Source organism: Nitrobacter sp. 62-13 (genome assembly GCF_001896955.1).
Taxonomy (GTDB): Bacteria; Pseudomonadota; Alphaproteobacteria; order Rhizobiales; family Xanthobacteraceae; genus Nitrobacter.
Map to the genome: position 1 here is coordinate 1 of NZ_MKRN01000023.1, position 11,893 is coordinate 11,893.

The window sequence follows — 11,893 nt, forward strand, 5'->3', positions numbered from 1 at the left end:
GGTCTTCGCGGACGGCAGCCGGGCTGAGGTGGCGATTGCCGGACGGCTGACGACGCGGCGCGGCGATCCCGTACTGGTCTCCGGTCAGATCGACCGCCTCGTGGTCACGCCGGAGGCGGTTCTGATCGTCGATTACAAGACCGGCCACGCGCCGCCCGCGAGCGCCGCCGCAGCGCCGCCGGCCTATGTTCGCCAGCTTGCGCTCTACCGCGCGGTGCTGGCCCGGCTGTATCCGGAATTGCCCGTCAAGGCCGCGCTGCTCTGGACCGAGACGCCTGAATTGATGGAGATTTCGGCCGAAGGGCTCGACGCGGAGCTGGCCGCGATCATCTCGGTGTGAGAAACCTTGACCCGGCAGGATCGCCTTCTTAACTTGGCATCCAGGCGCAAGCGCATTCTTTCACAGCGCGCGATCTCATCGAGGCAACGAGGTATTCCATGGCTGTTGGCAAGGTTTCGGACGCCAATTTCGAAGCGGAAGTGCTCAAGGCGACTGGCCCGGTCGTGGTCGATTTCTGGGCCGAGTGGTGCGGTCCCTGCCGCATGATCGGTCCTGTGCTGGACGAGATTTCCAGCGCGATGGGCAGCAAGGTCAAGATCGTCAAGCTCAACGTCGACGAGAGCCCGAGGACGGCCTCGAAATATGGCGTGATGTCGATTCCGACCCTGATGATCTTCAAGGGCGGCGAGCTGGCCTCGCGTCAGGTCGGCGCCGCGCCGAAGCAGAAGCTGGAGCAGTGGATCACCGCTACGGTGTGATTCGTCCGCTTCCGATTTTTTGAAATTTTGCGAACGGCCGGTTCACCACCGGCCGTTTTTGTTTGGGTGATGACCGTCGAGGTCAGGTCGCGCCTTTTCTTCTCGTCATGCCCGGCTTTATGCCGGGCATCCACGTCTTTGGAATTTCTGCGAAGAAGGCGTGGATGGCCGGAACAAGTCCGGCCATGACGGCGAATTATTCGAGCACGGAATTCTACGTCACCGGCGTGCCGTTCTCCGCCAGCACATGCCCTGCGAGATAGAGCGAGCCGACGATCGCGATGCGCGGCGGGATTTCATAGGCAAGCCGCGCCACCGACTGCAGCGCCGCGCTGACGCTCACCGCGGTTTCGGCGCGCATGTCGAGTGCGCGCGCCGCATCCGCCAGCACGTCCGGCGGCATCGCATTTTCCGTATCCGGAATCGGCACGGCGATGACATGGCGGGTCAGCCCCGCGAAGTTGGCGAGGAAACCTTGCGCATCCTTGTTTCCCATCATGCCCGTTATCACCACCAGCGGCCGCGACACCCGCTCCTCGAGATCGCCGAGCGCAGCCGCCGCCACCCGTCCGCCGTCGATATTATGTCCGCCGTCGAGCCAGAGCTCGGCGTCGCGCGGCGCTCGATCCACCAGCCTGCCTGACGTCAGCCGCTGCATCCGCGCCGGCCATTCCGCGCTCGTGACACCGCGCTCGAACGCCGCAGCGTCGATGCTGAAGCGATCCTGCGCCCGCAGCGTCGCGATCGCGAGACCGGCATTGTCGAACTGATGACGGCCGAACAGCCGCGGCGCGGCAAGATCGAGCAGGCCGCGCTCATCCTGATAGACCAGCCGTCCATGCTCCATGCCGACGTGCCAGTCCTGACCTTCGGCGTGCAACGGGCTGCGCATCTGCTTCGCCCGCTGCTCGATCACGGCCTGCGCCTCCGGCAACTGCTCAGCAGCGATCACGGGCACGCCGCCCTTGATGATGCCGGCCTTCTCGCCGGCGATCTGCATCAGCGTGCCGCCGAGAAATTCGACATGGTCGATGCCGATCGGCGTGATGACGCTCGCCAGCGGCGTTTCCACCACGTTGGTACTGTCAAGCCGGCCGCCGAGGCCGACCTCCAGCAGCAACACGTCGGCGGGAGTTTTCGCGAACAGCAGGAAGGCGGCCGCGGTCTTGATCTCGAACTGGGTGAGCGGTTCGCCGCCGTTGGCGCGCTCGCATTCGAGCAGCGCGTCGCGCAGGTCGTCGTCGCTGACCAGCGTTCCCGCGAGCCGCACGCATTCGTTGAGCCGCACCAGATAGGGCGAGGTAAAGACGTGCGCCCTCAATCCGGCGGCCTCAAGGATCGCGCGCAGATAGGCGATCGTCGAGCCCTTGCCGTTGGTGCCGGCGACATGAATGACGGGCGGCAGCCGGCGTTCGGGGTGATCAAGCCGTTCGAGAACGCGCTGCATCCGGCCGAGCGTGAGATCGATCTTTTTCGGATGCAGCTTCGAGATTCGCGCGACGACCTCGCCGAGCGGCGTTTGATGGGGCGGAGCCGCGCTCACGCGGGAGGCGCAGGCGGCGGCGCCGCGTCCATTGCGGGCACGGGCTCGGCCGGCTCATCCGTATCGGCCGGCGGTTCCGCCGTCGCGTCGAGCGTCGGCGCCTTGGTCAGCAGCCGGCACAGCCGCGCCAGCGTCGGCCGCAAATCGTGACGATGCACCACCATGTCGACCATGCCGTGATCGCGCAAATATTCGGCGCGCTGGAAACCGTCCGGCAGTTTCTCGCGGATGGTCTGCTCGATGACGCGGGCGCCCGCAAAGCCGATCAGCGCGCCGGGTTCGGCGATGTGGACGTCGCCAAGCATCGCATAGGACGCCGTGACGCCGCCGGTGGTCGGATTGGTCAGCACCACGATGTAGGGCTGATGAGCTTCGCGCAGCATCTGCACCGCGACGGTGGTGCGCGGCAGTTGCATCAGCGACAGCACGCCCTCCTGCATCCGCGCGCCGCCGGACGCCGCGAACACGATGAACGGGCATTGCTTCTCGACCGCGAGTTCGAGGCCGCGCACGATGGCCTCGCCCGCCGCCATGCCGAGCGATCCGCCCATGAAATCGAAATCCTGCACCGCGATGACGACGCCGGCATTCTCCAGCTTGCCGTATCCGACCTTCACGGAATCATGGAGGCCGGTCTTGGCGCGGGCATCCTTGATACGGTCGACATATTTGCGCTCGTCGCGGAACTTCAGCGGATCGGCTGCCACCTCGGGCAATGCGACATCGTACCAGGTCTCGTTGTCGAAGATCGACCGCATCCGCGCATCCGCGCTCATGCGCATGTGATAGTTCGAGCCGGGGATGACGAACTGGTTGCTCTCGACGTCCTTGTAGAACACGAGCTGACCGGTGTCCGGACATTTGATCCAGAGATTCTCCGGCGTCTCCCGCTTGAGGATGTTGCGGATCTTGGGGCGGACGACGTTCGTCAACCAGTTCATGCCTTACTCCGTAACACGCACCGCTCCCTCACCCGCCTCACCGGATAAATGCGGTTCGGCACCCTCTCCCACAAGGGGAGAGGCAAAGTAAAGACTATTCCGCGGCCTGCCCGGATCATGACGAGAGCGGGATGCACGCGGAAAACCGCTGCACACTTGTCCTCATCCCGCCCTGGCCGACCGCACGCCTTCGGCGAGCGACGCCACGAGACCGGCGACCGCGTTAACCGTCTTGGCCGTCGCCTTGCCCTCGGCATCGAGGCTGCGGGAAAGCACATCGACCAGCGCCGAGCCGACCACCGCGCCATCGGCGCCCTCCGCGATGCCGCGCGCGGCCTCCGGGGTGCGGATGCCGAAGCCGACGCAGACCGGCAGGTCGGTATGGCGCTTGATGCGTCCGACCGCGGCTCCGACGGCCGCCGAATCCGCAGCCGCGCTGCCGGTGATTCCGGTGATCGAGACGTAATACACGAAGCCGGATGTGTTCGCGAGCACGGCCGGCAGCCGCTTGTCGTCGGTGGTCGGCGTCGCCAGGCGAATGAAATTCAGCCCCGCTTTCATCGCCGGGATGCACAGCTCGGAGTCTTCCTCCGGCGGCAGATCGACGACGATAAGGCCGTCGACGCCGGCGGCCTTCGCATCGACAAGAAACCGCTCGACGCCATAAATGTAGATCGGATTGTAATACCCCATCAGCACGACCGGCGTCGAACCCTCGCTTTTCCGGAAGTCGCGGATCATCTGCAACGTTTTGGCCAGCGTCATGCCTGCATCGAGCGCGCGCCGGCCGGCGGCCTGGACCGCGGGGCCGTCCGCCATCGGATCGGTGAACGGCATTCCGATTTCAATGACGTCGGCGCCGGCCTCAGGCAGCGCCTGAATGATGGCGAGCGAGGTCGCGGGATCGGGATCGCCGGCCATCAGGAAGGTGACGAAGGCCGCGCGGCCCTGCTTCCGCAATTCTGCAAAGCGCGTGTCGATACGGCTGGTCATGCTTTGCATCCAAAAATTCGAACTAAAGAGAACACCAGTCCTCCAAGTGATATAGCACCAAAGAGTACGAACACCGCGTTGAACACTTGGCGATAAGAAAGAGTGCCTTTGCACTCATCTGCCAATTTAAGTGGATTAGGCATTGTTGGATCGCCGATGCGTTCCAAGCAATAACTCATAAGCTTTTCGCCATGCTTGACCAAAGCCGCAGTTCTTCGATCGAGTAGTTTAAAACAAATGCATATTGCTCCTAAGAGAAAAGCAATTGTACCCGCAGCCAACGGACTAACAGACAGCGCGGTAAAGAAACCGCCTATGCAAAAACCCGCTATTAGAAGGAAGAAGTTGAAGGCTTTTAGACGCTGATCTGCATGAACCTTGAACCATTCAAGGCCAATCTCTTTTGATAATCTGAGATAGTCTTGATCGAGATCACTCACGCCTTCCTGCCCTTCAAAATCTCGCCGACCTGCGGCACGTCCTTGTCGCCGCGGCCCGAGAGGTTGACCACCATCAGGTGATCCTTCGGCCGCTGCGGCGCGAGTTCGATGACGCGCGCAATGGCATGTGCCGACTCCAGCGCCGGGATAATGCCTTCCAGCCGCGACAGCAGCTGGAACGCCGCCAGCGCCTCCTCGTCGGTCGCGGACAGATAGGTGACGCGGCCGGTCTCATGCAGCCATGAATGCTCCGGCCCGATGCCGGGATAGTCCAGCCCCGCGGAAATCGAGTGCGCATCCTGGATCTGGCCGTCATCGTTCATCAGAAGATAGGTGCGGTTGCCGTGCAGCACGCCGGGCCGCCCGCCGGTGAGCGAGGCGGCGTGCAGCTTGTCGAGGCCGTGTCCCGCCGCCTCGACGCCGACAATCTCCACCGAGGAATCGTCGAGGAAAGGATGAAACAGCCCCATCGCGTTGGAGCCGCCGCCGATGCAGGCGATCAGCGAATCGGGCAGGCGGCCCTCGGCCTCCTGCATCTGCGCGCGCGTCTCCTCGCCGATGATCGACTGGAAGTCGCGCACCATCATCGGATAGGGATGCGGTCCCGCCACCGTGCCGATGCAATAGAATGTATTGTGCACGTTGGTGACCCAGTCGCGCAGCGCCTCGTTCATCGCGTCCTTCAGCGTACGCGTGCCGGACTGCACCGGCACCACTTTCGCGCCCAGCATTTCCATGCGGATGACGTTGGGCTCCTGCCGCGCCACGTCGACCGCGCCCATATAGACCACGCAGTCGAGGCCGAAGCGCGCGCACAGCGTGGCGGTCGCAACGCCGTGCTGGCCGGCTCCGGTCTCCGCGATGATGCGCTTCTTGCCCATGCGGCGCGCCACCAGAATCTGGCCGAGCACGTTGTTAACCTTGTGCGAGCCGGTGTGGTTGAGTTCCTCGCGCTTCAAGTAAATCTTCGCGCCACCGGCACGGCCGGAGGCCGCGGAAATATCCCGAAGGTGCCCGGTCAGGCGCTCGGCGAAATACAGGGGCGACGGCCGGCCGATATAGTCCTTGCGATAGCCGGCCATCTCGCGCTGGAACGTGGCGTCGGCCTTGGCCTCGGCATAGGCCTTTTCCAGATCGAGGATCAGCGGCATCAGCGTTTCCGCCACGAAGCGGCCGCCGAAAATGCCGAAGTGCCCGCGTTCGTCCGGACCCGAGCGGAAGGAATTGGGGAGAATGGTCATTGTCGCCCTTTGTCATGGCCGGATTCATTGCGGCCATTCACGTCCTGTTTGCTGGGAATTCCGGCAGACGATGCGCCACACGCGATCACGTGTCCGCAGGCCGCAACCGTGATCGCCGGCCGTGATGGCCGCCCTGGTCCCGTAAGACTATCCCACATGCGAGGTCGTTTCGCGCAGCTTGATTTCCGCCGCTCGCGCAGCCCGAATGAAAGCGTCGATCATTCCGGCATCCTTCACCCCCGGCGCGCTTTCCACGCCGGAGGAAACATCGACGCCGCCGGCGCGCGTGACCCGCACCGCATCGTGAACATTGCTCGCGGCGAGACCGCCCGACAGCATGAAGGGAATCTCAAGAGCCAGATTTTCCAGAAGCCGCCAGTCGAACGGAACGCCTAACCCACCCGGCCGCGTGGCGTCCTTCGGCGGGCGCGCATCGAACAGCACACGATCGGCCGCGGCAACATAGTCGGGCAGCGTCGCAAGATCGGCTGATGTCTCGACACCGATCGCTTTCATGACCGGCAGGCCGAACCGCCGTTTGATCTCTCGGATGCGAGCCACGGTTTCCTTGCCGTGCAGTTGCAGCAGATCCGGCCGCAGGGCCTCGATGATATCGCCAAGCGCCGCATCGTCGGCGTCGACGGTCAGCGCGACCTTGCCCGCACGGCTGCGCACCTGCGCACCGAGTTCGCGCGCGCGCGGCAGATCAAGATGCCGTGGCGAGGCCGGAAAGAATACGAATCCCACCATATCGGCACCGGCCTGCAGCGCCACGTCGAGCGTCGCAGGGGTGGACAGGCCGCATATCTTGACGATCAGGGACATGGTCTCGAACGATCCGGCGCGCGCACCGGACAACCGGCGAAATCCGGCCGGTTCCGGGCATCAAACGCGCTCGCGCGGGTTCTACAACGTCGCGCGCGGCTTGTCTCGCCCGCCTTTGCAGCAAAGACCGGCGCTATCCGGCCCGCCGCGTCAGGTCCGGCAGCCGCGCCGTATCGCGGGACTCCCAGCGCGATCGCAGATCGGCCAGTTCCACGCGCGCCTCCCGCGCATCCGCCTCATACCGGCGCACCTTGTGACGCCAGCGGCGCTGCCCGAACCAGGTCGCGACACTTCCGGCCACCACGCCGAAGATCGCCACCGCGATGATGAGGATGAACAGCGGCAGGGTGACGGTGGCCATCCGGTCGTTCGCATCGAAGGGATCGAACGTGACCGTCACCGGATGACGGTTTGCGAACGCGAACACGATGAACAGCACACCCAGCGGAATCACGATCAGGCCGGTCAGGAATTTTCGCATGATCTCTCTCGCGACGGTAGCGTCAAGCACTCATGCTGACAGCTCGCTTGCAGATTCATGGGGCCGCCCCCCTGAATGTTCCCTAGTGTGGCGGTTCAGAAGTTCGCTTCGATTTCCCAGCGAGTCCTTCAAGCGAACTTCTGAACCTAAGCCACACTAGATTTTTAGAGTTGCTAGTGTCCATTCGAATCCGAAGTTCGCGGAGGAGTGTACCGCGAAATGAGGCGAACTTCGGATTCGGGACACTAGGCGCTCGCTTCACTGGTGGCATTCTCGCGATTGAGCCGCTCGCGCATTTCCTTGCCGGTCTTGAAAAACGGCACGCTCTTCTGATCGACCGGGACGTGTTCTCCGGTGCGCGGATTGCGGCCCGCGCGCGCAGGACGATGTTTGACCGAGAACGCACCAAAACCACGCAGCTCGACACGATCGCCCCGCGCGAGCGCGGCGACAATCTCGTCGAGAATCGCATTCACGATGTTCTCCACATCCCGCTGATAGAGGTGCGGGTTGTGCTCGGCGATGCGTTGAACGAGTTCGGATTTGATCATCGAGACTGGGACCCATACATGGGAGGGCCCATTTCCGTGAAAATGGTGAGGACTGTCAAGTCGCTAAATGCGATTCGCACGGTTCAGGGAAACCGCCGCAAATTTCTGCACCGCGGCATTTGCGGTCCCTTGCAGCGAAAAAATGCCTGTACGCGCCCGATTCGGGCCTCAATTGGAGGGCGCCGGCTGCCACAACGCCAGCATTCCGTCGAGACCCAGCCGATCCGCCGCTCGCACCACGCCGGCCTGTTCGAGCTGACGCGCGATGCCGCTCAGTCCGAGCGCATCGAAGGTCACGAAGGCGGCGGTGCGCAGGAACGTCAGGTCGCCGAAGCGCGGCGTCAACTTGAAATCACGAACCGGGAGATGGGGAGCGACTTTCTTCTCGGCGACAAGCCACGCGATCGCGGTTTTTTCGTCGCCAAGCTGATCGATCAACTTGAGGTCGACCGCCTGCCGTCCGGTGAAGACGCGGCCGTCGGCGACCTTCTCCAGTTGCGCGCCGTCCATGCCGCGCCGGTTCTGCACCAGGCCGCGGAACCAGGCGTAGGAATCCTTCACCAGCGCGTCGATTGCGGCGCGCGCCTCCGGGCTGGTCGGCTCGTAGCCGTTCGGAGCCGCCTTCAGCGGCGACGATTTCACCTCCTCGACCTTGATTCCGACCGTTTTCAGAAGATCGGTGAAATTCGGGTATTGAAACAGCACGCCGATCGAACCGACCAGCGCGGTCTGCTGCGCGACGATGTGATCGGAGGCGAGCGCGGCGATATATCCGCCCGACGCGCAGAGCCCTTCGACCACCACCACCATCGGCTTCTTGGCCTTCAGGCGCATCAGGGCGTCATAGAGCTGTTCGGACCCGGCGGTGGTGCCGCCCGGCGAATTGATGTGAACGATGACCGCGGGCGCGTTCGACTTGCCGAGCCGCTCCAGCGCCTCGACGCGATTCTGGTCACTGCGGATCAGGCCTTCGATGTTGACGCGCTGGATCGCGCCGGCGCCGGTCAGCTTGCGGCCCCACGGCGTGGCATAGGCCGCGACGGCGACAAAGGCAGCAATCGCGATCGCCGCCGACGCGACGCGCCAGAAGGTGAGCTTGCTGCGCAACCTGCGGCGATCGACGATCACATCCGACTCAATCGACATCGACATTCTCCTCAAGGACCGCAATTGCCGGCTGCGCATCCCGATGTGCGCAGAGCGCCACCCAAGCACAACCTGGACTGAACCTATACCAATTGCGGCGCAATATGAAGAAAGCAAGGCCGGGTTCGTCCCGGCATAATGCGGGCAGACCGCCTGCCGATTCCCTCCAAAGCAAATCCTGCTCAGGCCATCGGCTGCCGTCCGCGCCGATCCGGCGCGATCAGTTCGGGCCGCGGCCCCGACAACCGCTTGTGCATGTGGACCATGAACGCCATGCCGAACAGCGGCGTCGCCAGATTGACGACCGGGATCGCCACGAAGCCTGCGATGATCAGACCGGCCATGAACACCGTGGCGGCATTGTCGCGGCGCATCGCCTTGGCCTCCGCGGGCGAACGAAACCGCATCGCCGCGAGTTCGAAATATTCCCGGCCGAGCAGCCATGCCGTCGCGATGAAGAAGGCGATGAAGCCCGCGCCGGCCACGAACACGAAGGGCAGCGCGATCAGGTAGACGAGCAGCGTCAGCAGCGCGGTCTTGATGCCTTCGGACATCGCGAGGCCGACCGGCAGCGGCGCGCCGGGATGGTCGGCCGGATAATGCTCGCGCTCGACAATCTCGCCGACGTCGTCGACGAACACGCTCGCGACCAGCGAGGTGATCGCGGGCATCAGAAACACCGCGCCGAACACAATGCCGAAGCCCGCGGCGATCGAGATGATCCAGGCCAGGATGTTGAGCGGCGTGTGGAAGGTCGGCCCGAGCACGGTCTCGGCCCAGAGCTCGCCCGAGCCGGCGAGCCAGCTCAGCAATCGTTGCAGTCCGATGGCGACCACGACGATGAGCACCAGCGCGAGCCCGATCGCGCGCCACAGGATGGCGCGCATCGGCGGAGACAGAATCTGCGTGAGGGCCTTGACGGCGGCGCCCATCATGACGGTCAGTTCCCGGTGAACCCCAAGGCTCAGATACAAGGCTCAGATAAACGCCGCGGCGCGCGCCGACAAGGGCGTGGACCGGCGCGGATGCCGCAGCCGAGACGCGCGGCCGGATCGGGCCGGAGTTGTCATGCGCCCGTTAGGTGCGGCGATTCAGACGCGGAAAGACTCTAGGCGGCGTAAGTCTGCGCGCCCGCGAGTTCGGCCGCGATCATGGCGCCAAGCGCCATGTCGCTCTGCTGGCCGAAGCCGTGATGAACGATGCGGCCGTTGCGGCCGATCAGAATGCTGGTCGGCGTGCCCTGCATGGCGTAGCGACCCATGGTGACCGGCAGCGGGGTGCCGTCGCCGGCGGCGTCGACGCCGATCGGAAACGTCAGCCTGTATTCGTGAATGAAGGCTTCGAGCGAAACCGGCGTCATTGCGGCGTGATGTTCGAACACCGTGTGCAGGCCGATCACCTGAAGGTCGGTCGCCTTGAACAGCTCATAAGCGCGCTGCGTCTGCGGCGTGCCGTGCGCGACGCAGCCGGGGCACAGCATCTGGAACGCATGGAGCAGCACCGGACGGCCACGCAGCGCGGCGAGCGTCAGCGGTTCGCCGGTGTTGAACCATTGCGACACCGCAAGCTCGGGAGCTGCGCCACCGGCCGCGGTCATGAATGTCCTCGCATTGCACTCACTTTTTCAGAAAGAACCAGCTGAGACTCGTCAGCCGGTTCGGAAACAAGCGTCGAAGACCCGGCTTCGACTTGAAACGGATCCATCGCGCCCGCCACCTCCCCGAGCGGCTTTTGCCTGTCGGCCCAATGGAGCGACAGGTAATCGAAACCCCGCACGATCGTCGGCTTGACGATCTCGAAATAGGGCGAGATGTCGAAATCGCGCGGCATGTAGAGCGACGAATCGCGGATGTGCAGAATCTCGCGCCGCGCGTTGCGGCTGCCGGCGCGGGTGATCTTCGGCAGGATCGGATAGCGCACCGCGCCGAAGGCTTGCGCGATCAGCGCCGAACAGATCATCTTGGTCGGATCGCCGGAACCGAACGCGATCATGCGCCGCCGCCAGCGCTGCGGCACGGGCAGCGGGACAAGATAGCGCATCAGATCGACGATATTCTTGGTGTCGTAGCCGAAACCGATCCGGTTGATGGCATACCGGCACACCGTGATACGATCCTCGTAAGACAGGCCGACCGGGCGGCACAGCCGGGTGTGATACGGAAAATATTTCGACAACGGCGCGGACGTGACGCCCGCGCCGATTTCAGCCTCGATCAGGACGTGCGGTTCCCCGTCAGGTTCTCTGGCGCCGTCGATCGGGCCGACATAAAGCGCGGAGTGCGACCATGTCGACTGCGTGAGATATTTGATGATGCCGGAGATGCGACTGTTACCCTCGACCAGGAGAACGTCGCCCTCCCGCATGAGGCCACGCAGATGCTCGGGATCGCTCGGCGTGAAGGGCTCGTAGCCGGGCACCTCCTTCTGGAGATAGGCTGCAATCCATTTCCCGACCGTATCGAGCACGAGGCCCATGGCAGTCTCTCTCCGCCGTTCGTCCTGACCGGTTTTCCCCTCCTTATCATGGTCAAAAGCCATTGCAATTTAGTTCATGGCGCCAATCGCGAAATTACGATTGATTCACCATGACGGTTGTCGCAGACGCATTGATGCGGCAAATTTGCCGCGTCCCGAAAATCCGAAACCCGCCGGTCTATGATTAAATCCATGATTCGCGTGCGATTTCAGGTTGAAAAGCTTTCTGTTGGACGTGCAGCGAGGCGACGGCGGCTTTTGAACCACCGCACAGAACGTTCCGCAGTTTTCAAAACATCGGAAACCATGCCATGACAATGACGCGCCGCGATGTTCTGCTGGCGTTCGCTGCGCTCGCCGCAGGAGCCGAGAGCGGCGCTGCGCGCGCCGCATCGCTGCCGCGCGAGGCCGACGTGGTCGTGATCGGCGCGGGCGCCGCGGGCCTCGCGGCGGCGCGTCGGATTCAGGCCGGGAACCGCAAGGTGATCGTGATCGAGG

General features: G+C 63.8%; 15 protein-coding genes (1 of these 15 cut by a window edge). 3 read left to right on the forward strand and 12 right to left on the reverse strand.

Annotated features, from left to right (window positions below; translation table 11 throughout):
• Window positions 1-340 (forward strand): PD-(D/E)XK nuclease family protein (locus BGN91_RS03240; protein WP_292610515.1); only part of this gene is annotated, 340 nt, incomplete at its 5' end.
• Window positions 341-438: 98 nt separating this feature from the next.
• Entirely contained in the window at window positions 439-759 is a 321-nt protein-coding gene (gene trxA, locus BGN91_RS03245) for a thioredoxin (protein ID WP_009796619.1), read from the forward strand.
• A 214-nt stretch (window positions 760-973) separates the two neighbouring features.
• Here trxA and BGN91_RS03250 read toward each other — a convergent pair whose 3' ends face one another.
• The 12 genes from BGN91_RS03250 to BGN91_RS03305 form a co-directional block, all read right to left on the reverse strand.
• Window positions 974-2,302: a folylpolyglutamate synthase/dihydrofolate synthase family protein gene (locus BGN91_RS03250; RefSeq protein ID WP_292610516.1), complete on the reverse strand. Its 1,329-nt coding sequence runs from the start codon at window positions 2,300-2,302 to the stop codon at window positions 974-976.
• Window positions 2,299-3,243, reverse strand: coding sequence for an acetyl-CoA carboxylase, carboxyltransferase subunit beta (gene accD, locus BGN91_RS03255; RefSeq protein ID WP_292610517.1), 945 nt, complete (start codon window positions 3,241-3,243; stop codon window positions 2,299-2,301). The genes BGN91_RS03250 and accD overlap by 4 nt, the downstream gene beginning before the upstream one ends.
• A gap of 162 nt (window positions 3,244-3,405) precedes the next feature.
• A complete protein-coding gene (gene trpA / locus BGN91_RS03260) occupies window positions 3,406-4,236 on the reverse strand; it encodes a tryptophan synthase subunit alpha (protein WP_292610518.1) in 831 nt (276 codons plus the stop codon).
• Entirely contained in the window at window positions 4,233-4,676 is a 444-nt protein-coding gene (locus BGN91_RS03265; RefSeq protein ID WP_292610519.1) for a hypothetical protein, read from the reverse strand. Before BGN91_RS03265 ends, trpA begins: the two co-directional genes overlap by 4 nt.
• Window positions 4,673-5,917, reverse strand: a complete 1,245-nt coding sequence (gene trpB / locus BGN91_RS03270; RefSeq protein WP_292610520.1) for a tryptophan synthase subunit beta — start codon at window positions 5,915-5,917, stop codon at window positions 4,673-4,675. The genes BGN91_RS03265 and trpB overlap by 4 nt, the downstream gene beginning before the upstream one ends.
• Window positions 5,918-6,064: 147 nt before the next feature.
• Window positions 6,065-6,742 carry a phosphoribosylanthranilate isomerase gene (locus BGN91_RS03275; protein WP_292610555.1) on the reverse strand — a complete coding sequence of 226 codons (678 nt, stop codon included), beginning with the start codon at window positions 6,740-6,742 and terminating at the stop codon, window positions 6,065-6,067.
• A 133-nt stretch (window positions 6,743-6,875) separates the two neighbouring features.
• Window positions 6,876-7,223 carry a LapA family protein gene (locus tag BGN91_RS03280; RefSeq protein ID WP_292610521.1) on the reverse strand — a complete coding sequence of 116 codons (348 nt, stop codon included), beginning with the start codon at window positions 7,221-7,223 and terminating at the stop codon, window positions 6,876-6,878.
• Between the two features lie 245 nt (window positions 7,224-7,468).
• On the reverse strand, window positions 7,469-7,774 hold the full coding sequence (locus BGN91_RS03285) for an integration host factor subunit beta (protein WP_009796612.1): 306 nt from the start codon (window positions 7,772-7,774) through the stop codon (window positions 7,469-7,471).
• Between the two features lie 168 nt (window positions 7,775-7,942).
• The gene (gene sppA, locus BGN91_RS03290; protein ID WP_292610522.1) at window positions 7,943-8,920 is read right to left on the reverse strand and encodes a signal peptide peptidase SppA; all 978 of its coding nucleotides are present in this window, start codon (window positions 8,918-8,920) and stop codon (window positions 7,943-7,945) included.
• Between the two features lie 182 nt (window positions 8,921-9,102).
• Window positions 9,103-9,855: a sulfate transporter family protein gene (locus tag BGN91_RS03295; RefSeq protein ID WP_292610523.1), complete on the reverse strand. Its 753-nt coding sequence runs from the start codon at window positions 9,853-9,855 to the stop codon at window positions 9,103-9,105.
• 173 nt (window positions 9,856-10,028) lie between these two features.
• On the reverse strand, window positions 10,029-10,517 hold the full coding sequence (locus tag BGN91_RS03300) for a TlpA disulfide reductase family protein (protein WP_292610524.1): 489 nt from the start codon (window positions 10,515-10,517) through the stop codon (window positions 10,029-10,031).
• Window positions 10,514-11,395: a YiiX/YebB-like N1pC/P60 family cysteine hydrolase gene (locus BGN91_RS03305; protein WP_292610525.1), complete on the reverse strand. Its 882-nt coding sequence runs from the start codon at window positions 11,393-11,395 to the stop codon at window positions 10,514-10,516. The genes BGN91_RS03300 and BGN91_RS03305 overlap by 4 nt, the downstream gene beginning before the upstream one ends.
• A gap of 311 nt (window positions 11,396-11,706) precedes the next feature.
• On the opposite strand from BGN91_RS03305, the gene BGN91_RS03310 reads away from it, so the two are divergent.
• Window positions 11,707-11,893, forward strand: the start of a protein-coding gene (locus BGN91_RS03310; protein WP_292610526.1) for an FAD-dependent oxidoreductase. It continues 1,193 nt past the right edge of the window; 187 of the gene's 1,380 nt are visible here — the first part of the coding sequence; the start codon lies at window positions 11,707-11,709; the stop codon falls past the right edge of the window.

Bases quoted from the DNA above. Each gene is read 5' to 3' on its own strand.
- BGN91_RS03275 (WP_292610555.1), bottom strand. From the start codon at position 6,742: ATGTCCCTGATCGTCAAGATATGCGGCCTGTCCACCCCTGCGACGCTC.
- BGN91_RS03285 (WP_009796612.1), bottom strand. From the start codon at position 7,774: ATGATCAAATCCGAACTCGTTCAACGCATCGCCGAGCACAACCCGCAC.
- BGN91_RS03295 (WP_292610523.1), bottom strand. From the start codon at position 9,855: ATGATGGGCGCCGCCGTCAAGGCCCTCACGCAGATTCTGTCTCCGCCG.
- BGN91_RS03305 (WP_292610525.1), bottom strand. From the start codon at position 11,395: ATGGGCCTCGTGCTCGATACGGTCGGGAAATGGATTGCAGCCTATCTC.
- trpB (WP_292610520.1), bottom strand. From the start codon at position 5,917: ATGACCATTCTCCCCAATTCCTTCCGCTCGGGTCCGGACGAACGCGGG.
- BGN91_RS03280 (WP_292610521.1), bottom strand. From the start codon at position 7,223: ATGCGAAAATTCCTGACCGGCCTGATCGTGATTCCGCTGGGTGTGCTG.
- accD (WP_292610517.1), bottom strand. From the start codon at position 3,243: ATGAACTGGTTGACGAACGTCGTCCGCCCCAAGATCCGCAACATCCTC.
- trxA (WP_009796619.1), top strand. From the start codon at position 439: ATGGCTGTTGGCAAGGTTTCGGACGCCAATTTCGAAGCGGAAGTGCTC.
- BGN91_RS03300 (WP_292610524.1), bottom strand. From the start codon at position 10,517: ATGACCGCGGCCGGTGGCGCAGCTCCCGAGCTTGCGGTGTCGCAATGG.
- trpA (WP_292610518.1), bottom strand. From the start codon at position 4,236: ATGACCAGCCGTATCGACACGCGCTTTGCAGAATTGCGGAAGCAGGGC.
- sppA (WP_292610522.1), bottom strand. From the start codon at position 8,920: ATGTCGATTGAGTCGGATGTGATCGTCGATCGCCGCAGGTTGCGCAGC.